This window comes from Sphingobium sp. LMA1-1-1.1 (assembly GCF_040676365.1).
GTDB lineage: Bacteria > Pseudomonadota > Alphaproteobacteria > Sphingomonadales > Sphingomonadaceae > Sphingobium.
In genome coordinates this window covers 442536-462360 of the sequence record NZ_JBEGHS010000034.1, presented here as the reverse complement: position 1 = coordinate 462360, position 19825 = coordinate 442536, and the positions used below count along the sequence as shown (strand labels likewise).

Annotated in this window: 21 protein-coding genes; 6 read left to right on the top strand and 15 right to left on the bottom strand. The window is 65.4% G+C overall.

Annotated elements, in window-relative coordinates; genetic code table 11:
* The first annotated feature begins 81 nt into the window (after nt 1-81).
* A complete protein-coding gene (locus MRBLMA1_RS16315; RefSeq protein ID WP_363738090.1) occupies nt 82-612 on the top strand; it encodes a CHAP domain-containing protein in 531 nt (176 codons plus the stop codon).
* Nucleotides 613-686: 74 nt separating this feature from the next.
* Nucleotides 687-1373 carry a CHAP domain-containing protein gene (locus MRBLMA1_RS16310; RefSeq protein ID WP_363738088.1) on the top strand — a complete coding sequence of 229 codons (687 nt, stop codon included), beginning with the start codon at nt 687-689 and terminating at the stop codon, nt 1371-1373.
* Between the two features lie 85 nt (nt 1374-1458).
* On the opposite strand, the gene MRBLMA1_RS16305 is transcribed toward MRBLMA1_RS16310, so the two are convergent.
* From MRBLMA1_RS16305 to dapA, 9 genes are all read right to left on the bottom strand, one after another.
* Nucleotides 1459-1734: a DUF3297 family protein gene (locus tag MRBLMA1_RS16305; RefSeq protein ID WP_133653925.1), complete on the bottom strand. Its 276-nt coding sequence runs from the start codon at nt 1732-1734 to the stop codon at nt 1459-1461.
* A gap of 31 nt (nt 1735-1765) precedes the next feature.
* On the bottom strand, nt 1766-2623 hold the full coding sequence (locus tag MRBLMA1_RS16300) for a S1 family peptidase (RefSeq protein WP_363738086.1): 858 nt from the start codon (nt 2621-2623) through the stop codon (nt 1766-1768).
* Nucleotides 2624-2626: 3 nt separating this feature from the next.
* Nucleotides 2627-3049 carry a DUF350 domain-containing protein gene (locus MRBLMA1_RS16295; RefSeq protein ID WP_133653927.1) on the bottom strand — a complete coding sequence of 141 codons (423 nt, stop codon included), beginning with the start codon at nt 3047-3049 and terminating at the stop codon, nt 2627-2629.
* 431 nt (nt 3050-3480) lie between these two features.
* Nucleotides 3481-4554, bottom strand: a complete 1074-nt coding sequence (gene recA / locus MRBLMA1_RS16290) for a recombinase RecA (RefSeq protein ID WP_363738085.1) — start codon at nt 4552-4554, stop codon at nt 3481-3483.
* A gap of 99 nt (nt 4555-4653) precedes the next feature.
* On the bottom strand, nt 4654-5013 hold the full coding sequence (locus tag MRBLMA1_RS16285; protein ID WP_363738083.1) for a response regulator: 360 nt from the start codon (nt 5011-5013) through the stop codon (nt 4654-4656).
* A 91-nt stretch (nt 5014-5104) separates the two neighbouring features.
* On the bottom strand, nt 5105-7531 hold the full coding sequence (locus MRBLMA1_RS16280) for a hybrid sensor histidine kinase/response regulator (protein WP_363738081.1): 2427 nt from the start codon (nt 7529-7531) through the stop codon (nt 5105-5107).
* 48 nt (nt 7532-7579) lie between these two features.
* Complete coding sequence (locus tag MRBLMA1_RS16275; protein WP_133653931.1) at nt 7580-8173, bottom strand: DUF2062 domain-containing protein; 594 nt, start codon at nt 8171-8173, stop codon at nt 7580-7582.
* Nucleotides 8173-8655: an SsrA-binding protein SmpB gene (gene smpB, locus MRBLMA1_RS16270; RefSeq protein ID WP_007683053.1), complete on the bottom strand. Its 483-nt coding sequence runs from the start codon at nt 8653-8655 to the stop codon at nt 8173-8175. Before smpB ends, MRBLMA1_RS16275 begins: the two co-directional genes overlap by 1 nt.
* Before the next feature lie 43 nt (nt 8656-8698).
* Nucleotides 8699-9577, bottom strand: coding sequence for a 4-hydroxy-tetrahydrodipicolinate synthase (gene dapA / locus MRBLMA1_RS16265; RefSeq protein WP_363738079.1), 879 nt, complete (start codon nt 9575-9577; stop codon nt 8699-8701).
* 169 nt (nt 9578-9746) lie between these two features.
* Here dapA and MRBLMA1_RS16260 point away from each other — a divergent pair, with 169 nt between their 5' ends.
* Together MRBLMA1_RS16260 and greB are read left to right on the top strand one after the other, a co-directional pair.
* Nucleotides 9747-11783 carry a lytic transglycosylase domain-containing protein gene (locus tag MRBLMA1_RS16260; RefSeq protein WP_363738241.1) on the top strand — a complete coding sequence of 679 codons (2037 nt, stop codon included), beginning with the start codon at nt 9747-9749 and terminating at the stop codon, nt 11781-11783.
* 62 nt (nt 11784-11845) lie between these two features.
* On the top strand, nt 11846-12331 hold the full coding sequence (greB, locus tag MRBLMA1_RS16255; RefSeq protein ID WP_363738077.1) for a transcription elongation factor GreB: 486 nt from the start codon (nt 11846-11848) through the stop codon (nt 12329-12331).
* 41 nt (nt 12332-12372) lie between these two features.
* Here greB and MRBLMA1_RS16250 read toward each other — a convergent pair whose 3' ends face one another.
* The 6 genes from MRBLMA1_RS16250 to aspS all read right to left on the bottom strand — a co-directional run bounded on the left by MRBLMA1_RS16250 (nt 12373) and on the right by aspS (nt 18076).
* Nucleotides 12373-12558 (bottom strand): hypothetical protein, encoded by a 186-nt coding sequence (locus MRBLMA1_RS16250; RefSeq protein ID WP_133653934.1) that lies wholly within the window; start codon nt 12556-12558, stop codon nt 12373-12375.
* Nucleotides 12559-12625: 67 nt separating this feature from the next.
* Nucleotides 12626-13939, bottom strand: a complete 1314-nt coding sequence (locus MRBLMA1_RS16245; RefSeq protein WP_363738239.1) for a methyl-accepting chemotaxis protein — start codon at nt 13937-13939, stop codon at nt 12626-12628.
* An 86-nt stretch (nt 13940-14025) separates the two neighbouring features.
* Complete coding sequence (locus MRBLMA1_RS16240) at nt 14026-14808, bottom strand: polyphosphate kinase 2 family protein (protein ID WP_363738076.1); 783 nt, start codon at nt 14806-14808, stop codon at nt 14026-14028.
* Complete coding sequence (locus MRBLMA1_RS16235) at nt 14805-15419, bottom strand: hypothetical protein (protein ID WP_363738074.1); 615 nt, start codon at nt 15417-15419, stop codon at nt 14805-14807. The genes MRBLMA1_RS16240 and MRBLMA1_RS16235 overlap by 4 nt, the downstream gene beginning before the upstream one ends.
* Complete coding sequence (locus tag MRBLMA1_RS16230; protein ID WP_363738073.1) at nt 15374-16183, bottom strand: APC family permease; 810 nt, start codon at nt 16181-16183, stop codon at nt 15374-15376. Before MRBLMA1_RS16230 ends, MRBLMA1_RS16235 begins: the two co-directional genes overlap by 46 nt.
* A gap of 108 nt (nt 16184-16291) precedes the next feature.
* Nucleotides 16292-18076 carry an aspartate--tRNA ligase gene (gene aspS, locus MRBLMA1_RS16225; RefSeq protein WP_363738071.1) on the bottom strand — a complete coding sequence of 595 codons (1785 nt, stop codon included), beginning with the start codon at nt 18074-18076 and terminating at the stop codon, nt 16292-16294.
* Between the two features lie 128 nt (nt 18077-18204).
* Between aspS and rnd the strand changes: the two genes are divergently transcribed.
* Nucleotides 18205-19371, top strand: coding sequence for a ribonuclease D (gene rnd / locus MRBLMA1_RS16220; protein WP_133653938.1), 1167 nt, complete (start codon nt 18205-18207; stop codon nt 19369-19371).
* 12 nt (nt 19372-19383) lie between these two features.
* Nucleotides 19384-19680 carry an I78 family peptidase inhibitor gene (locus MRBLMA1_RS16215; protein ID WP_363738069.1) on the top strand — a complete coding sequence of 99 codons (297 nt, stop codon included), beginning with the start codon at nt 19384-19386 and terminating at the stop codon, nt 19678-19680.
* Nucleotides 19681-19825 lie beyond the last annotated feature (145 nt).

Here is a 19825-nt window from a genome sequence, read left to right as displayed (position 1 = left end):
TGGGCGCTTCCCAACAAGTCCGGCGTCTGCCCTAAAGCCTCCACGGGGTCAGTCGTTCCAGAAGTCGGGGGTCGCATTTCTATGATCGGTGGTTTTCGCGCTATTGTCGCAGCGGCAACGCTTGTGCTTGGCGCCCTGATCACGACCCCGGCCGCCGCGGGTGTCCTGCAATGCGCTCCTTTCGCCCGCCAGGTTTCCGGCATCGCGCTGTACGGCAATGCCAATAGCTGGTGGGGCCAGGCCGAGGGCCGCTATGAGCGCGGCCATGAACCGCGGGTCGGTGCCGTCCTCGCCTTCGCCGCCAGCCGTTCGATGCCGGTCGGCCATGTCGCGATGGTCAGCAAGGTGATCAACGAGCGCGAAGTGCTGCTGACCCATGCCAACTGGTCCTATCGCGGCGGCATTGAGCGCAATGTCCGCGCTATCGACGTTTCCCCCAACAACGACTGGACCAACGTGCGCGTATGGTATGGCCCGATCGGGGATCTGGGTCTGCGGCCGAACGCCGCCAAGGGCTTCATCTACGCGCAAAAGCCGATCGTTGCTCCGGTGCAGATCGCCATGGCGGATCGCGCGACCGTCGGCGTCGACGGTGCCCAGACTGCTTTCTGACATTTTAACCATTTCCTAAACGCCAGCGCCTAGTTTCAGGGCCGGTGGGGCGATTCTGACTTTTTTGGGGTCGCATGAAATTGGGAAAAACGCGCTGGGCGGCCTTGTTGCTGGCCGGCCTGATGATCACGACGCCGGCGCCGGGCGCGACCATGCTGCAATGCGTGCCCTATGCGCGCACCGTATCGGGCGTTCAGATCCATGGCGACGCATTGACCTGGTGGGACCAGGCGGAAAATCACTATAAACGCGGCCATTCACCGCGCAGGGGCGCAGTGCTGGCCTTCCGTCCCGTCGGCCCGATGGTGCTGGGTCATGTCGCAGTGGTCAGCCGGGTCCTGGATGACCGGCGCGTGCTGATCCGGCACGCCAACTGGTCGGTACCTGGCGCGATCGAAGAAGATGTCCTCGCGATCGACGTGTCCGAAGCAGGCGACTGGAGCGCGGTGCGCGTCTGGCACAGTCCGACCAACCAGATGGGCGCGCGCAGCAACCCGACCTTCGGTTTCATCTATCCCGACAAGCCGCAATTGCATGAGTTCCAGCCCGACCCCGCACTGGGCGACAGCGTTCGTCTTGCGAGCATGAACGTGGCGAAGGACGATCCGGAGCCGGAGGCGCCGTCGGCGCGGACGGTCGTTGCCCGACAGCCGCGCCTGACGATTGACCTGCGCGCCATCCGCTATGCCGATTCGACGCCCTCGACCCGCTCGCTGCGCGACATCATCGCGGAGGTGAAACGGGACGCGGCCTTGCGTTGAGGCGCGGGGATCGCTGGCGCCTTCGCGTCGAAAGACGCCACCCCAACCAGGAGAGCGCGTCTTTCGTCCACCGCGATCGAAAAGACTATTCCGCCTTGTCCGCGCTTTGCCCGGCGTCCTCCGCAGGATTCTCGAACCAGGCTTCGACCGGGCCGGAGAGCTTGATCGTCAGCGGCTGCCCATGACGGTCGCGCGTCTTCCCGGCCGCGACGCGAATCCAGCCTTCCGAGATGGAATATTCCTCGACGTCATTGCGGACCCGGTCCTTGAAGCGGATGCCGATGCCCCGCTGCAGCACGTCCATGTCGAAAAAGGGGCTCTTCGGGTTGGTGGAAAGGCGGTCGGGGGGCGTATCGCTCATGATGGTCCAGATCCTGTGAATTTGGCGCGACCTAGCCCTTGGGGCTACCTGCCGTCAACTGCTCCGGCCCATCATCCACATCGCAGAAGATGCGCCGGATCACCCCCTGCGCCAACCAGGATTCGAAGCGGGCGTGCGCATCGGCGACGTCCAGGAAGGGGTAGGCCACCGGCCGTTCCGTCACCGCCCGGCTGGCGACGACCAGCCGCATCATGGCATCGGGTGCCGTCGTCAATATCCGCCCGCGCCGGTCCGTGGCGGCGCTGTTGACGCCCACGACATGCCCGTCCTCGGCAAAGACGGGTCCGCCGCTGATGCCGGACAAGGTGCCGTCCCCCATGGGGATGCGCGCATGTTCGGCCCAGGCGAGCACCGGCTGCGTCTCCTCCCCCACCCCGCGCCGGGCGCGCGCTGCACCAATAAGCTCCGATATGACCAGCGTCGGCTGGCCGCCGGGAAAACCCATATGATAGCCGACCGATCCAGGCGGCGGCATGCGGTCCGACAGCGGCAGGGCCTGGTCGCTCGCAACGCCGCCGCGCACCAGCGAGGCGTCCGCTTCCCGGCTTTCCACCAGCCGCGACACGGGTCGGGCAAAGCCGCCCTGCTCTATGCCGACGCGGGTGCAGCCATGGGTGACATGCTCGGCGGTCAGCCAGGCGCCGGAACGATCGATTGAGAAGGTCGTGCCCATGCTGTCGGCGGGCGCCTCTGCCCGTTCCTCGATGACGAAGCTCTCATCGCTCCATTGCGGCATCGGGCGGCGGGGGGAGCGGGGGTCGAACGCCTCGACACGCAGCGGCGTAGGCCTGGTCACCTCGCTGATCCACAGCAGCGCCAGGATGATGCCAAGCAGGCCTGGCAGACAGCCGAAGCGCCCGCGCGCCATGGCTCAGCCCGCGACCGCGCCGGCAGTAAGGCAGGCTATGGCGACCTTCATCATGGCAAGGAAGATGGCGGCGGACCGTTCGTCCGCCTCGATTCGGGTGGGTAGCGAGCCCAGCAGGAAATCGACCATGCGAAAGGCGATGAGTTGCAGGATCAGGGTGACGCTCCCCCAGATCATGATGTCCCAGACATTCACCGAACCCGCGAGGCAAAAGCCCAGCGGCACCGCGAGTCCGATCGCTGCCCCGCCCAGCGAGATCGCCGCCGCTGCATTGCCCTCCCGGATCAGCGCAAATTCATCATGCGGCGTGATCCACATATAGAGTGCCAGCGCCGCCAGCCAGGCCAGGGTGGCAGAGGCCAGGTGGAGCAGGAAGATCGGCAATCCGGAGAGCAGGCTCTGGATGACAGGCATGGGATCGGTCATTGCTTCAGGATGCCGCAAGCGATGGAGCTGCGCAATTGCGGTCGACGGCTGGAACGGCCGGACAGTAGACGGCGCTCGCGATTCCCGCCCCTTCGCACACCACCCCCAGCGAAAGGCGCCGAATGAGACAGGCCGCTCCACAGCGCCGACTTCAAGCGTCGTCATGTTCCTCCGGGCGCGCGCTGCGCTCTTGCCTCCGCAGGAGCACAGCGCGCGCCCGGAGCCGATCAACATCCAGTTCTGACGGACGACAAATAGCCGGGATCGGATTGAGGTCGCCCACAGACAGCGCCCGGTTCATGCTAATTTGACCCACGGTAAAAGGCCCACCGCGCCAGTGGCGCAGCGGGCCTTTTCAGTGCGTGAAGCAGCAGGCGGGCAGAACCGCGCTGGAGCCTTCCGGTTGATCTGGCCGGAAAGCCTGTCAGCGCTTATTCGCCATCATCCTCCGCCTCGGGTCCGGCCATCATCCCTTCGGCGACTTCCTCGGTCTTGCCGCGGATCGCCTTTTCCAGCTTGTCCGCCATTTCGGGATGTTCTTTCAGATAGGTTTTCGCATTCTCGCGACCTTGGCCGATACGGACCGAGTCATAGGAGAACCAGGCGCCCGATTTCTCGACCAGACCGGCCTTCACGCCAATATCAAGCAGTTCGCCGATCTTGGACACGCCTTCGCCATACATGATGTCGAATTCGACCTGCTTGAAGGGCGGCGCAACCTTGTTCTTGACCACCTTCACGCGGGTCGCGTTGCCGACAATGTCCTCACGGTCCTTGATCTGGCCGGTGCGGCGGATGTCGAGGCGGACCGAGGCGTAGAATTTGAGCGCATTGCCGCCGGTCGTCGTTTCGGGATTGCCGTACATGACGCCGATCTTCATGCGGACCTGGTTGATGAAGATCACCAGACAGCGCGAGCGGGAGATGGAGCCGGTCAGCTTGCGCAGCGCCTGGCTCATCAGGCGGGCCTGCAGGCCGACATGGCTGTCGCCCATCTCGCCCTCGATTTCGGCGCGCGGCACCAGCGCGGCGACCGAGTCGATCACCAGCACGTCGATCGCGTTCGAACGCACCAGCGTATCGACGATCTCCAGCGCCTGCTCGCCCGTGTCGGGCTGCGACACGATCAGTTCGTCGATATCGACGCCCAGCTTCCTGGCATAGACCGGATCAAGCGCATGTTCCGCATCGACAAAGGCCGCGATGCCGCCGGTCTTCTGCGCCTCTGCAATGGCGTGCAGCGCCAGCGTGGTCTTGCCCGAGCTTTCGGGTCCATAAATCTCGACAATGCGTCCGCGCGGCAGGCCGCCGATGCCGAGCGCGATGTCCAGTCCCAGCGATCCGCTCGAGATCGCCTCGATCTCGATCTTCTCGCGGCTGCCCAGCTTCATGGCCGAACCTTTGCCGAAGGCGCGGTCGATCTGGGAAAGGGCCGCTTCCAATGCTTTCTGTCTGTCCATTGTCCCTGTCTTCTTGGAATCGATGAGTGAGAGCATTGCGGTCATCGGCCTATCCCCTGTCAAGCGGAACGCGCCGGTCCGGATGGCGCGTGGCCATCATGTATCCTGTTTGTTCTTATGGAACAAGGGGTGAACGAAATTTTCTTAAGCGGTGCCCAACGCCTTGTTCAGCGCGCGTTCCACCGCCCCGATGGTGAAGGGTTTGGCCAAAGTCGGCCGGTCGGCGTGGCCCGTCGGCAGGTCGTCGGCCATGCCGCCAGTCGCAAAGATGAAGGGTATGCCGCTCTGCGCCAATATATCTGCCACGGGCCAGCTTTTCTCGCCATGCAGGTTGCAATCGAGCAGCGCCGCATCAAAGCCGCCCTCGCGCGCCCTGGCGCAGGCGTCATCGACCGATTCGGCGATGGCGTGCAGCCGATAGCCGAGCGTATCGAGATAATCCTCCAGCATCATCCCGATCATTGCCTCATCCTCGACGACCAGGATGGTCTTGCCATCAGACATGCTTGCGGTCCCCAATCTTACCCATCGCAACCCCAAAGGCCTTTTCCCACAGGCATAATCGACAAACCGCGCAGAAGTTCATTGTCCAAATTCACTCCGCCGTCGGCCGCATCGCCAATGCATCCCGTGCCGCTTCCGCCAACTGGCTGACAGAAAAGGGTTTTGGCAGGAAAGCCACATTGGCGATGTCGATCGATTTGCGCAACTGTTCCTCGGCATAACCCGACATGAACAGCACCGGCAGGTCGGGATGGCTCGCCCGCGCTCGCGCCACCATCGACGGACCATCCATGTTCGGCATCACGACGTCGGAAATGAGCAGGTCGATCTTCTCGTCCCCGCCCAGAACCTCCAGCCCCTGTTCGCCGTCATTGGCGGTCAGCACCTTATAGCCCTGGCGCGACAAGGCCCTTTCCGCGACGGCGCGCACCATATCCTCGTCCTCCACCAGCAACACGGTGCCCGTGCCCCAGGTTTCACTGCGACGGGCCGGGGCCTTGGGCTGGGCCGCCTGATCGACATCGGCGCCCTGATAGACCGGCAGGTAGATGACGAAGCTCGCCCCGCGCCCCAGTTCGGACTCGGCGAAGATGAACCCGCCCGACTGTTTGACGATGCCGTAGACGGTGGAAAGGCCAAGCCCCGTTCCCTTGCCCAGTTCCTTCGTGGTGAAGAAGGGTTCGAAGATCTTGGAAAGAATGTCGGGCGGGATGCCCAGCCCCGTGTCGGACACCCGTACCGCCGTATAGTCGGCCGGCGGCAATATGTCCGACCGCATCTCCCTTACCTTGGCGGCGGGCACGCCATAGGTCTGGATGTTGAGCGTGCCGCCGTCCGGCATGGCATCGCGGGCATTGACGGCCAGGTTGACGATCACCTGCTCCAACTGGCCGGGATCGGCCCGCACCGCCCCCAGATTGCGGCCATGGCTGACCTCCAGCTTGACGCTCTCGCCCAGCAGCCGCTTCAACAGGTTGGATACGTCGGCGACGATGTCGGGCAACTGCAATATCTGCGGCCGCAGCGTCTGCTGGCGCGAGAAGGCGAGCAACTGGCGGGTCAGCCCCGCGGCGCGATTGCTGTTCGACTTGATCTGCTGGATGTCGTCATAGTCGCTGTCGCCGGGCGTATGGCGCATCAGCATCAGGTCGCAATGGCCGATGATGGCGGTCAGTATATTGTTGAAGTCGTGCGCCACGCCGCCCGCCAGCTGGCCGATCGCCTGCATCTTGGTCGCCTGCGCCACCTGCCGCTTGAGCTTGCTCTCCTCGCTGTTGTCCTTGAGCGAGAGCAGCACCGCCGCCTCGCCCAGGCCGCGAACGCCGGCCAGGCTGAGCGCGATCGGCTCGTCGGGCTGGTTGCGCATGCGCACGGCGACGTCGCCCGACATTTGCGGCCCCACCGCAAAGCGTCGAACGGCATCGGCCACCGCCGCCTGGTCCTCCCGCACCACCAGGTCGCCGGGATAGCTTGGCTTCTCCTCTGGCTTGACGCCAGCGGCCCGCGAAAAGGCCTTGTTCATGAACAGCACGCGTCCATCGCGATCCGCCATCGCCAGGCCGAAGGGCAGCAGCGACAACAGCGTCTCGATATAGGAAAGCGCCGACGTGCCGCCCGCATTGCCCGCCGGCTCATCGATCAGCAACAGCAGCATGGGCCCATCCTGCGCGCCCGATTGCGCCCCCGTCGGCTGGACGGCGCGCTTCAGCGGTACCTGCAACAGCCGCAGCGGAATGCCGCCCGATTCCTCCCGCGCCAGGAACAGCCGCCCCTTGTCGTCCACCCGCATGTGCGCGGCGAAATCACGCCCGGTGATATTGGCGTCGATCCGGCCCGCCGCGCGCAGCAGGAAGGCGCCATTGGCGGCCCGGATGCGTCCTTCCCCGCCGATCATCACCGCCATGATGCCCGCTTCGCCCAATTGCCGCCCGGCCTCTCCGATCAGCAGGCGATGCACATCATCCAAGGCGCTTGGCTGGCGCACCGGGGAAAAGCGCCACAGCAGATAATCCTCCGAACGGCCGGTGCGGCAGAGGAAGGCATCCAGCCGCAACGCACCCTGGACGATGCCCTCGACCCGTGCTTCGCCGTCGCGCCACGCGGTGCGGGCGGCGTTGCCCAGACTGTCGGACAGGCTGCTGTCGCCGGTGATTTGCGGCGGCGTCGGAAAACCGGGAAACCATTCCCCGAACAGATCGCTGGCGCAGACCAGCCGGCCGGCACGATCGGTGACCGCGATCGCCATGTTGGAGGCGTCGGCCGCGGCCCGCGCCACGGTCCAGTCCGGCACGGCCTCGCCCATGGCCACTTCCTGCGGATAAAGCCGACGATACCAGCCGAGCAGCGCCGCCCCGGCCAGCACCGCCGCGCCGAAGCCGGCGCCCAGCGCCCAGTTGCCCGCGGCATAGACGACCAGCCCGGCTGACATCAGCGCCATCAGGATGAGCAGCGGCAGGGCAAGGGGCGACGATCGGTCTGCCGCCCAGGCGTCTCCATCCCTGATCACACGCGCGGACACGGCCCGGCTATCCCCCTGCATTCACAATGGACTGCCCGCTCCCGCCGGTCAGGCCGAAGCGATTTCCTCCAATGCGCTGCTTTCGCGTGCCTTGCCAATCCTCAATTTGCGCGCATGCCATTTCCGGCCCATGCGATGGCGCCAGATCCAGTCGGCCAGGAAGTAGCCGACCACCGCAAAGGCCAGCGAAATCAGCGCCAGCCCCAGCAACATGGCAGGCGCTGCTTCCGAAAACAGCCAGGCGCACCATTCGCGGATCGAGGCATGCCGGTCGATCAGCGCCATGAAGCCCGAAGCATCCGCCGACCGCCCGAGCAGCCAGTTGCCCATATAGACGGACGCCATCAGGAACAGCGGCGTTGTCGCCGGATTGGAAAGGAAGGTCATCGCCGCCGCCAGCGGGATGTTCGCCCGGAACGGCAGCGCCAGCAGCGCCGCGCCCGCAATCTGCACGCCGGGGATCAGCAGGAAGATGCCCACCAGCAGCCCCAGTGCCACGCCGCGCGGCACCGAACGCCGCGTGAAGCGCCACAGCGAGGGTTCCAGCACCCGGTGCGCCACCGGGGCCAAAAAGCGGTTGTTCTCCAGCGATTCGCGGGTGGGTGCATTGGCGTGCCACCAGCGGGAGAGCCTGTTGTCCATCAGCGATGCGCCTTCATGATGCGCTGCTGATCGCGCTTCCAGTCGCGTTCCTTGATCGTGTCGCGCTTGTCATGGGTCTTCTTGCCCTTGGCCAGCGCCAGCTCGACCTTCGCCTTGCCGCGGCTGTTGAAATAGATCGACAGCGGCACCAGCGTCATGCCCTTGCGCTCGACCGCGCCGTGCATGCGGGCGATCTCCCGCTGGTGCAGCAGCAGCTTGCGGGGGCGCTTGGGCTCATGGTTGAAGCGGTTGCCATGGCTGAATTCGGGGATGTTGCTGTTGACCAGCCACACCTGCTCGCCCTTCACCTCGGCATAGCTTTCCGCGATATTGCCCTCGCCAAAGCGCAGGGACTTCACCTCGGTTCCTTGCAGGGCGATGCCCGCCTCGAACACATCCTCCAGGAAATATTCGAAACGGGCGCGCCGGTTCTCGGCGACGATCTTCTTCTTGTCGAAGGCTTCGGGACGGGGACGGGCCATTATTCTCTATCAACTCGCTTCATCATATAGGCCCGCAGGGCGCTCAAACCAGTCCCGCGATCTCCAGCGCCCTGTCGACGGCGGTCCGGCTCGATTCCGACGGCCAGGTGATCGGCAGGCGGACGTCGCCGGGCATGTCGGGCCGAACGCGCGTAAGGGCATATTTGACGGGGCCGGGTGAAGCATCGCTGAACAGCGCGTCATGCAGCGGGTAGAGACGATCCTGGAGCGCGAGGGCGCCATGCCAGTCGCCGCTCGCCATTGCCTGCTGGAATTCGGCGCACAGGCGCGGCGCGACATTGGCCGTGACCGAAATGCAGCCCTTGCCGCCCATAGCGTTGAAACCCAAGGCCGTTTCGTCATTGCCGGAAAGCTGGCAGAAATCGGCGCGGCAGGCGAGGCGCTGTGCGCTGACCCGCCCCAGATTCCCGGTGGCGTCCTTGATGCCGACGATCGTCTGGAATTCCTCCGACAGGCGGTGGATCACCGGGACGCCGATGTCGGTGATCGTGCGGCTGGGCACGTTGTAGAGGATGATCGGCAGGGAACAGCGCTCGGCCAGATAGGCGAAATGCTGGTAGACCCCTTCCTGATTGGGCTTGTTGTAATAGGGCGCGACCACCAGCGCCGCATCGGCGCCCGCCGCCTGCGCGGCGAACATGTGCTCCAGCGCGATTCGCGTGTCGTTGGAACCGCATCCTGCGATCACCGGCACGCGGCCCGCCGCCTGGTCGACGCAGACGGCGATGACGCGATTATGTTCCTCGACCGTCATGGTCGCGCTTTCGCCCGTGGTGCCGCAGGGAACGAGCGCGCTGCTGCCTTCCTCGATCTGCCAGTCGACGAAGGCGCGGAAAGCCGCCTCGTCCACTGCCCCGTTGCGAAAGGGCGTGATCAGCGCCGGAATCGACCCGGAAAACATGCAACAAACTCCTTCAACTCACCGGGATTCCGGGGCATAATAGCGTGAAACACGCGAAGGGCGCGCTATAGCGCGTCATTCAGGGCCTGATAAGGATGCAATTGCGATAATGTCCAGTAGGGTGTCGCTCTTCTGCCTTGAAACTGCTTCGGAAGCCCTCACGGTTCGTATGCCTCTGATTGCCCTTTTGCTTTTCACAGCCGGCGCCAGCGCCCAGACCGAAACCACTGCCCCTGCGCCGGATGCGGCCTATCCGCCCGGCGCCGTGGTTCAGGCGGTCCCCAGCTCCAGCGAACCCAGCCCCTGGCAGCGCGCGCAGAGCCGAATCGGCGTGGCGAGCGATCCTTCGATCTCCGGCACGATCAGCCAGTGGCGCGCGCTCCAGCAGAGCGACGGCCTGGGCTCCTCCACCTATATGAGCTTCATCATGGCCAATCCGGGCTGGCCGGGCGAGGACCGGATGCGGCGGCTGGCGGAAACCGGCATCAATCCCAACAGCTACGATCCCGCGCAGGTCATCGCCTTCTTCACCCGCTTCCCGCCGCGCACCGCGACCGGCAATGCCCGCTACGCGCTGGCGCTGATGCAGCAGGGTCGCATGGGCGAGGCGCGGGTCGCCGCCCGCAACGCATGGATCGGCGGCACGCTCTCGCCCGATGACGAGGCGCGACTGCTTTCCCTCTTCGGTTCGGGCTGGACCGCGGTCGAGCATGACCTGCGCGCCGACGCGCTGCTGTGGAAGGGCGACATCATCGGCGCGCAGCGCAGGCTCGCCTATGTCTCGCCGGCGCGCCGCCCGGTCTATGAGGCGCGGATCGCCTTCCGCCAGAAGGCGCCCGACGCCGCGATGAAGATGCAGTTGGCGGAGGCCGTGGGCGCGACCGACGCCGGCTTCGTCGCTGACAAGGCGACATGGCTGCTCAACACGGGCAACTGGGTCGCCGGTCGCCAGTATCTCGCCAACCGCCCGGCCTTGGCCTTCCGTCCGGGCGATCCGGAAAAATGGTATGAAGCGCTGCTGACGCAGGCGCGCGCCGCCGCCAATGACAGCCAGTGGAGCTTCGCCTATGGCATCGCCAGCAAGCTGGACGACGCCTATCTGCCCGGCACCGACGTCAACACCCGGCCCATAGGCGAGCGCGACGACTATACCAGCCTGGCCTGGCTTGCGGGATCGACGGCCTTCTACAATCTGGGCAGACCGCTGGACGCGATGGAGATGTTCCGCCGCTACGCCACCGCCGCCAAGTCGCCGCAGACGCAATCCAAGGGCTTCTACTGGGCGGGCCGCGCCGCGCTCCAGGCCGGGGACGCGGCGACCGCCAACAGCTATTTCGCCCGCGCCGGCTCCTTTCCCGACCAGTTTTACGGGCAGCTCGCGCTCGAACGGCTGGGCCGGCCGATCCCGGCCCCCGCCACCGTCGAACGCCCGGTCGAGATCTCCGCCGCGGAACGCGCGGCCTTCGCCAACCGCTCGGTCGTCCGTGCGGTGAAGGCGCTGGGCCAGATGGGCTATTGGGAAGACCAGAGCAAATTCGCCCGCGCCATCGCCAATAATGCCGACAGCGATGCAGATCATTATCTGGCGGTGGAACTCGCGCAGAGCATCGGTCGGCCGGACATGGGCGTGATGGTCGGCCGCCGCGCCGTGTCGAGCGGCCTCACCGGCTATGGCGAAAGCGCCTTCCCACGCGTACCTGTCCCGTCCGAGGCGCAATTTAACTGGACCATGGTCCATGCCATCGCCCGCCAGGAAAGCCAGTTCGACCGTCAGATCGTCAGCCATGCGGGCGCCCGCGGGCTGATGCAGCTCATGCCCGGCACCGCCCGCGAACAGGCGGGAAAGCTGGGGATGAGCTATGATGCCAGCTCGCTCAACGACCCCAGCTACAACATCATGCTCGGCTCCGCCTATTTCCAGCGGATGCTTAACTATTATGGCGGCAGCTATCCCTTGGCGGTGGCGGCCTATAATGCCGGGCCGGGCAATGTGAATCGCTGGATCGCGGCCAATGGCGACCCGCGCCTGCCCGGCGCCGACATGCTGCGCTGGATCGAGCAGATCCCGCTGTTCGAGACGCGCAACTATGTCCAGCGCGTGCTGGAAAACGCCGTCGTCTATGAGGCGATGAACCCGCAGCGCGCCCGTTTCCGGGGCACCACGACGCCGCTGTCCAGATATCTGGGCAAGCAGACGCCGGGCTGAACCCCCTGGGGAACCCACGGGGCTTCGACAAGGGCGGTTCGGAAAGCTAGGCAGGGTTCATCATGAGCACCCCTCACCCCAATTACATCACCCCCGAAGGCTTCGCGAAGCTGCGCGCCGAATATGACCATCTGCTCGGCGTCGAGCGCCCCCGGATCGTGGAGGTGGTGAGCTGGGCCGCAGGCAATGGCGATCGCAGCGAAAATGGCGACTATCTCTACGGCCGCAAGCGGATGCGGGAGATCGATGGCCAGTTGAAGCGCCTTTCCCGCAAGATGAAGGACGCCAGGGTCGTCGACCCGCGCCAGCAACCGGACAAGGGCAAGGTCTATTTCGGCGCGACCGTCACCATCGCGGACGAGGATGACCGGCACCGCACCGTGACACTGGTCGGCAATGACGAGACGGATGCCGCTGCGGGCCGCATCGGCTGGAGCACGCCGATAGCCCGCGCGTTGCGAGGCGCCGCCGTGGGCGACCTGCGCCGCGTGATGCTGCCCGCGGGCGAGAGGGAATATGAGGTGATGGCGATCAGCTATCCGGCGTGATCGCCCTTTGCGGAAACAGGCGCGCGGCGCGCCTTCCCACTCTAATCATGCGGCCTCAGCGAATGGTTGAGCCGTTCCATCACTTCCCCGATCGGTTCGGTGACGGTGACGCTGCGTCCCTCTCCAAAGCGGATGCGGGTGCCGTCGGTCACCGATGACACGAAGGTGACCTGCGCGGCATTGACGGCGGTTTCGGTCCGGTCGGCGCCCACGAACATGACAAGCATGCATCCTCTCCTTCTTTCTGGAAGAAGAGCCTAGCCCGAATTCCTCCCGACGCCAGCCCTTTTCCCTTCATGCCGCCTGAATAGCCTGGATGAACGCGCTGGCACGATCATCCAGCCGATGCGCCTCTTCCGACAGGCGGGTCGCCGCGTCGCGCATGGCCTGGGCATCCTCCACCGCCGATCCCGCATTGACGCTGATTTGGCTGGCGCTGGCGCGAACATGCCCGCTCGCCTCACCCGCCTCCGCCACGCTGTCCGCAATGGCCCGGCTGAACGCGCCATGCCGCGCCACCGCCTCGAACACGGAGGCGGAAAGCCGGTCCGCGGTCGCGATCGCGGCATCCATATGCGCATGCCCCTCCGCCACCTGGCCGACGGTGGTACGGATATGGTCGATCCGCCGCGCAATCTCCGCCGCCGCGTCGCGGGTCTGTCCCGCCAGCGTCTTCACCTCCCGCGCGACCACCGCAAAGCCTCGACCCGCATCGCCGGCCCGCGCCGCCTCTATCCCCGCATTGAGCGCCAGCGTCGTCGTCGCCCGCGCAATCGCATCGATCAGCGCGGTCACTTCCCCAATGCCGTCGGCCTGCGCGCTCAGCGTCCGTGTCTGCGCCGCGCCGGATTGCGTCTGGTCGACGGCGGCGCGAATGGCGGCGCCCGCCTCTCGCACTTCATCCTCCATCGCCTGGAACAGCAGCCCCAGCTCCCGCCCGGATGCGGCGATGCCGGCCAGATTGTCCGCCGTCTGCGCCGCCGCCACGGCCATCCCAGCCGAGGCACGCCCATTATGCGCGGACCGCCCTGCCGCATCCTCGGACAGGCGCGACAGCATGTCCGCTATCGCCACCATGTCGCCGATCAGGGCCCGGATATCACCCCGGAACACCGCGCTCTCGCGCGTCACCCGTTCCAGCCGCTCCACCCGCGCGAGCGCCACCCGAGCATCGCGCTCCGCCGCCAGCTTGAGCAGAAGCTGCCCTCCCGCAATTCCGGCATAACGATCACCATCGACCACGATCAGCCCCTCGCAACCCTGCCCCTGCGCCGCATAGAGATCGATCAGCGCCTCTATGCTGGCGCACCGCTCGACCGTGGCGCAGTGCCGGACATGATCGTCCAGCCGCCCGCCAAAGCTGGGATTGCGCAATAGGGCATGGCCGAAGGGATTGAACAGGATGCGCCGCATGTCCCGTTCATAGATCGCCCCCACGGGCCGGTCGGTGGCATCGAGCACCGGCAACAGGCGCAGCGCCGGGTCATGCTGGAAATGGTCGACCGCCTCGCACAGCGGCCGCCCCAGCCGAATCGCGGGGCTGGGCGTCACCAGGGTCGGACCAGCCGAATGGGCCAGGGAACGGTCGAGCAAGGACGGCGCGTACATGGGCACCGATTAAGCCCCCAATGGTAAATGAGCCGTTAGCATTTGATGACAGTTTTGTTACAAGTCACTGATTAAAAGAGATTTTTCTATGGCACCTTATAGCCATAGGCCTTGGCGGCCAGCTTCACCACTTCCGGATCGGCTTCGGGAAAATTCATCGGCACCAGCTTTTCCAATCGCTTGGCGACATGGGAAAGCGCCGCGATCCGTCCCGCCCGGCGGTGATTATTGTCGATCACCTGCCAGGGCGCTGCCTTGGTGTCGGTCTTGCGGAACATGTCGTGCATGGCGTCGAGATAATCGGCCCGCCGGGCGCGGTTGCGATAATCGTCCGCGCCGGTCTTCCACCGTTTCCAGGGGGTGTCGAGCCGCTGGGCGAGCTGCTCGTCCTGCGTTTCCTGGGTGATGTGGACGAACAGCTTGACGATATTGGTCCCGGCATCGACCTGCTGCTTTTCGAAGGCGTTGATCTCCTCATAGGCGCGCTTCCACTCGCCCTTGGAGCAAAAGCCCTCGACCCGCTCGACCAGCACCCGGCCATACCAGCTCCGGTCGAAGATCGCGATGTTGCGTCCCGCCGGCAGCCGCGTCCAGAAGCGCCAGAGGAAATGCCTGTCCCGCTCCTCCTCGGTCGGGGCGGAAATGGGGTGCACCTTGTAATAGCGCGGATCCCAGTCGGCGGTCATGCGCTTGATGATGCCGCCCTTGCCCGCTGCGTCCCACCCTTCCAGCAGGATGACGCTGCGCCGGTCGTGGATGATGTGCGCGACCTGGATCTTGGCGAGCCGCTGCTGCAATTCGGCCAGCTTCGCCTCATAATCGCCCTTGAACGTCGCGCCCTTCTCATAATCGGCAAGGTCGATGGTCATGTCTGCACCTTCCATTGGCCACGGCGGCAAAGCACGAGCTTATACCAAAGGACCGAACCCGCAATCTGCGCGGCGGTTGCAATCAGTCCTGGCCGCCCCTCCCCGACGTCCAGCCAGCTCGTCCAGACGACATAGGCCAGCGCGAGCAGGGTAACGGCCGGTGCAAGCGGATAAAGCGGCATGCGATAGGGCGCATGGGCGCTCGCCCCGCCGCGCCGCCCGGCCATGGCGGCCAGCGCGATGCCGCCATAGATCGCCACCAGCCCCGTACCGTTCAGCACCAGCAGCATCGACATCGGCAGGAAGCAGGCAAGCGTCCCCATCCCGCCGACGATCAGCGTGCCGATCCAGGGCGAATCAAAACGCGGATGGATCGCCACCAGCCAGTCGTCGATGCGCGGAATCCAGGCGCGGTCCCGCCCCGTCGAATAGAAGAAGCGCGCGCAGGCCAGGATGCAGGCGATGATGGCGTTGACGATGGCGAGCACGATGCCAACCGACACCAGCGCCGAAAGGCCAGCGCTTCCCCGGTGCCGCACCAGCAGGCCAAAGGGATCATCGACGGTCAGCAGGGTGGCAAGGTCGATCCGCGCCAGCAGCAGCGCCAGCAACGGCACCCCTTCGAACAGCAGCGCGAGCGCCAGGGCGGCGAGGATGGTCCGGGCGATCCTTTTCGCGCCTCGTGCATCTCCTCGCCGAAATAGACCGCCATGCCATAGCCGTTGAGCGCGAAGATCGCGATCGTCGTCGCCACCCCGACGGAGGCCGCGCTGGCCGGGGCAAAACCCTGCCCCGTCGCCACCATTGGATGGGTCAGGAATTGCAGCGCCGGCCGCGCATGATCGGCAAAGCCCAGCACCATCACCACCGCCACCGCCGCCAGCTCGACCAGCAGGAACAGCCCGGTGATGACCGCATTCACGCGGATGTTGAGGATCGCCACCAGCGTCGACCCGATCATCACCGCGACGGCGACCGGCACGGCGGGGAGTCCCGGCACCACCGTCGCCATGACCGAGGCGATGCCCAGCGCCGCGACGGGCGGGAAGAGCACATTGTTGAAGACATTGACGCCCAGCATGACAAAACCGGCCATGGGGCCCAGCGTCTGCGCCACCGCGACATATTCCCCGCCCGCCACCGGCCAGGCGGAGGAGAGCTCGGCATAGATGAAGGCGGTGGCGACGCAGATCAGGCTGGCCAGGATCATCGCCCAGATCGCGCCCGTCCCGGCCGCCTGCAACATGCCGGGAATGATGACGAAGACGGAGGATGCCGGGGTGGTCGCGGACAGGGTCAGGAACAGCACGCCCGCCACGCCCAGGCTGCGCGCCAGGGCCGGCGGCTTGTCCGGCAGCATCTGTTCGTCGAGCATGATCTGGTCCCCTCTCCTCCCTTACATAGAAGGGAAGGAGAAGAGACAAGCCCCACGCACGACATGCTCCCGCGAGGGCAGGAGCACAGCTTCCTCAAATCGGGGCAATCAGGCCTTGGCCTGCGGCTCCACGACCCGGATATTGAGTTCGCGCAGCTGCTTGAACTCTGCCGCGCTGGGTGCACCCATCAGCAGGTCTTCCGCGCGCTGGTTCATCGGGAACAGCGTGATCTCGCGCAGATTCTGCGCCCCGCACAGCAGCATGACGACGCGATCCACGCCGGCCGCCATGCCGCCATGGGGCGGGGCGCCATATTGGAAGGCGCGATAGAGGCCGCCGAAGCGCTCCTCCACATCCTGTTGCGACAGGCCGACCTTCTCGAACGCCTTGACCATCAGTTCCGGCGACTGGTTGCGGATCGAACCCGAAGCGATCTCATAACCGTTGCAGACCATGTCATATTGATAGGCCTTGAGGCTCAGGGGGTCCTGGTTCTCCAGCGCATCCAGCCCGCCCTGCGGCATGGAGAAGGGGTTGTGCGCGAAGTCGATCGACTTCGTATCCTCGTCATATTCGTAGAAGGGGAAGTCGACGATCCAGCACAGCTCGAAACGATCCTTGTCGATCAGGTCGAGCTGCTCGCCCACGCGGATGCGCGCAAGGCCCGCCAGCTTGGCCGCCTGGCTTTCCTTGCCCGCGGCGAAGAACACGCCGTCATTGGGGCCAAGGCCCAGCGCCTCGATCAGCTTTGCCGTCCGTTCCTCACCATGATTCTTGGCGATCGGGCCGCCGGGCACGCCGTCCTTGATGTTGATATAGCCCAGCCCCGAAAAGCCTTCGCTGCGCGCCCAATTGTTCATGTCGTCGAAGAATTTGCGGCTGCCCGCGCCCGCACCCGGCGCGGGAATGGCGCGAATCACGCTGCCGCTCTCCACCAGCGAAGCGAAAATGCCGAAGCCGCTGCCGTGGAAATGCTCCGTCACGTCCTGGATGATGATCGGGTTGCGCAGGTCAGGCTTGTCCGACCCATATTTCATCATCGCCTCGGCATGGGGAATGCGCGGGAAGCTGCCCGCGGGCGTCACCGGCTTGCCGTCGGCGAACGCCTCGAACACCTGGGCGATCACCGGCTCCATCGTGTTCCACACGTCTTCCTGCGTGACGAAGCTCATTTCCAGGTCAAGCTGGTAGAATTCGCCCGGCAGGCGGTCGGCGCGCGGGTCTTCGTCGCGGAAGCAGGGCGCGATCTGGAAATAACGGTCGAAGCCGGCGACCATCAACAGCTGCTTGTACTGCTGCGGCGCCTGCGGCAGCGCGTAGAATTTGCCCGCATGGATGCGGCTCGGCACCAGGAAGTCGCGCGCGCCTTCTGGCGAGGAAGCGGTCAGGATCGGCGTCGAATATTCGGTGAAGCCCGCATCCTCCATGCGGCGGCGCATGTCGCGGATGATCTGCGTGCGCTTGACGATGTTCGCGTGCAGCGTCTCGCGCCGCAGGTCGAGGAAGCGGTAGCGCAGGCGGATATCCTCAGGATATTCCTGCTCGCCCGCCACGGGAAGCGGCAGGTCGGCGGCAGCGGACAGCAGCACGGCGTCCAGAGCGCGGATTTCGATCTCGCCGGTGGGCAGGTTCGGGTTCACCGCTTCCTGCGCGCGGGCGACGACCTTGCCCGTCACCGTCACGACGCTTTCGGCCCGCAGCGATTCGATCACCCTGAACACCGGGCCGTCGACCTCGGTGACGATCTGCACCATGCCATAATGGTCGCGCAGGTCGATGAAGACCAGGTCGCCATGGTCCCGCTTGCGATGCACCCAGCCGGACACCCGCACCTCATTGCCGACCTCCTCCGTCGTAAGGGCGCCGCAGGTGTGGGTGCGATAGGCATGCATGGCGTTTTTGGTCTTTCAGCTTCGTTTTACGGAAATGACAAATTGTTGCGGCGCCGCTATGGGCAGTGCTGTCAAGCATTGACGAGCCCGTGCGCGACGGGCCAGCCCATAATAAGATCGAAGACCATATGCAAATCCATCCGCTGATTACCGACAGCAAGACTCTCGCTCAATTCTGCGCCCGGATCGCCAAATCGCCCTATATTGCGGTCGATACCGAATTCATGCGCGAAAACAGCTATTGGCCCGATCTCTGCCTGGTGCAGGTCGCGGACGAACATGAGGCGGCGGCCATCGATCCCAAGGCGCCCGGCCTCGACCTTTCGCCCCTGCTCGACCTGATGGTCGACAATGAGGATGTGCTGAAGGTCTTCCATGCGGGCGGGCAGGATCTGGAGATCATCTACAACCTGACCGGCAAGACGCCCCATCCCATGTTCGACACGCAGATCGCGGCGATGGCGCTGGGGCTGGGCGAGCAGATCGGCTATGGCAATCTGGTCGACGCCTGGCTCGGCGTGCAGCTCGACAAGGGCGCGCGCTTCACCGACTGGGCGCGCCGCCCGCTCGACAAGCGGCAGATCGATTATGCGATCGGCGACGTCACTTACCTGATCCAGATATTCCCCAAGATGCTGGAGGAGCTGCGCCGCACCGGCCGCGGCGACTGGCTGGACCAGGAGATGGAGCGGATCAGCGACCCCTCCAATTATGAGAACAAGCCGGACGAGGCCTGGCAGCGCGTGCGCATCGCCAGCCGCAAGGCCGATGTGCTGGGCCGGCTCAAGGCGCTTGCCGCCTGGCGCGAGTTGGAGGCGCAGGACAAGAACCTGCCGCGCGGCCGCATCGTCAAGGACGAGACGCTGGCCGACATCGCCAGCCACCCGCCCCGCACGCAGGAGGATCTGGGCAAGGTGCGCGGCCTGTCCGCCACCTGGAAGACCAACGATATCGGCAACCGCCTGATGCTCGCCCTTGCCGAACACAAGCCGCTGGGCAAGGACGAAATGCCCGAGCGCGACCCCAAAAGGCCGGGCCTGGGCAAGGACGGCGCGCTGGTGGCGGACCTTCTGAAGCTGCTGCTGAAAATCCGTTCGCGCGACATCAATGTCGCCGCGCGCCTCATCGCCCGCAGCGACGACATCGACGCACTGGCGGCGGGCGTGCGGGACGACCTCGCCATACTGGAAGGCTGGCGCTATGAACAGTTCGGCCGCGATGCAGTCGACCTGGTCGAGGGGCGCCTGGCCTTCGCGGTCAAGAATGGCCGTCTCAAGATGACGCGCACGCAATAGGAGTTCAGGACGATGCGGACCGCCGTGCTGCCCCTTCTTTCCCTGCTTGCCGCCTGTGCGGGCGCGAGCGGCCAGGGCCCCGCCACGCCTCCACCCACCGCTGAAGGGCCATGCCGCAACGAGGGGCTGGACCGCTTCATCGGCCAGACCGCGAGTGCGGCGATCGGCGCGGACATGCTCAGGGCTTCCGGCGCACGCACGCTGCGCTGGGGCGCGCCGGGCATGGCGATGACCATGGATTTCCGCCCCGACCGGCTGACGGTCAGCTATGACGGCAAGATGGTGATCACGACCGCGCGATGCGGCTGAAGATCGCGATGGAATAAAACTTTACGCACAACCGTATTCGATGTGGTGCCGGTCGCAATCCTCCCGATCGCGGCCGGCCGTCCCCACGGGTGGTCCCCAAAGGGCAGCGTAGCGGTGGGGCCGGGAGGCAGGCCCCTCCCGGCAC

Coding starts and splice junctions, on each gene's coding strand:
- MRBLMA1_RS16315 (WP_363738090.1), top strand. CDS start 82: ATGATCGGTGGTTTTCGCGCTATTGTCGCAGCGGCAACGCTTGTGCTT.
- MRBLMA1_RS16310 (WP_363738088.1), top strand. CDS start 687: ATGAAATTGGGAAAAACGCGCTGGGCGGCCTTGTTGCTGGCCGGCCTG.
- MRBLMA1_RS16305 (WP_133653925.1), bottom strand. CDS start 1,734: ATGAGCGATACGCCCCCCGACCGCCTTTCCACCAACCCGAAGAGCCCC.
- MRBLMA1_RS16300 (WP_363738086.1), bottom strand. CDS start 2,623: ATGGCGCGCGGGCGCTTCGGCTGTCTGCCAGGCCTGCTTGGCATCATC.
- MRBLMA1_RS16295 (WP_133653927.1), bottom strand. CDS start 3,049: ATGACCGATCCCATGCCTGTCATCCAGAGCCTGCTCTCCGGATTGCCG.
- recA (WP_363738085.1), bottom strand. CDS start 4,554: ATGACCGCAATGCTCTCACTCATCGATTCCAAGAAGACAGGGACAATG.
- MRBLMA1_RS16285 (WP_363738083.1), bottom strand. CDS start 5,013: ATGTCTGATGGCAAGACCATCCTGGTCGTCGAGGATGAGGCAATGATC.
- MRBLMA1_RS16275 (WP_133653931.1), bottom strand. CDS start 8,173: ATGGACAACAGGCTCTCCCGCTGGTGGCACGCCAATGCACCCACCCGC.
- smpB (WP_007683053.1), bottom strand. CDS start 8,655: ATGGCCCGTCCCCGTCCCGAAGCCTTCGACAAGAAGAAGATCGTCGCC.
- dapA (WP_363738079.1), bottom strand. CDS start 9,577: ATGTTTTCCGGGTCGATTCCGGCGCTGATCACGCCCTTTCGCAACGGG.
- MRBLMA1_RS16260 (WP_363738241.1), top strand. CDS start 9,747: ATGCCTCTGATTGCCCTTTTGCTTTTCACAGCCGGCGCCAGCGCCCAG.
- greB (WP_363738077.1), top strand. CDS start 11,846: ATGAGCACCCCTCACCCCAATTACATCACCCCCGAAGGCTTCGCGAAG.
- MRBLMA1_RS16250 (WP_133653934.1), bottom strand. CDS start 12,558: ATGCTTGTCATGTTCGTGGGCGCCGACCGGACCGAAACCGCCGTCAAT.
- MRBLMA1_RS16245 (WP_363738239.1), bottom strand. CDS start 13,939: ATGTACGCGCCGTCCTTGCTCGACCGTTCCCTGGCCCATTCGGCTGGT.
- MRBLMA1_RS16240 (WP_363738076.1), bottom strand. CDS start 14,808: ATGACCATCGACCTTGCCGATTATGAGAAGGGCGCGACGTTCAAGGGC.
- MRBLMA1_RS16230 (WP_363738073.1), bottom strand. CDS start 16,183: ATGCTCGACGAACAGATGCTGCCGGACAAGCCGCCGGCCCTGGCGCGC.
- aspS (WP_363738071.1), bottom strand. CDS start 18,076: ATGCATGCCTATCGCACCCACACCTGCGGCGCCCTTACGACGGAGGAG.
- rnd (WP_133653938.1), top strand. CDS start 18,205: ATGCAAATCCATCCGCTGATTACCGACAGCAAGACTCTCGCTCAATTC.
- MRBLMA1_RS16215 (WP_363738069.1), top strand. CDS start 19,384: ATGCGGACCGCCGTGCTGCCCCTTCTTTCCCTGCTTGCCGCCTGTGCG.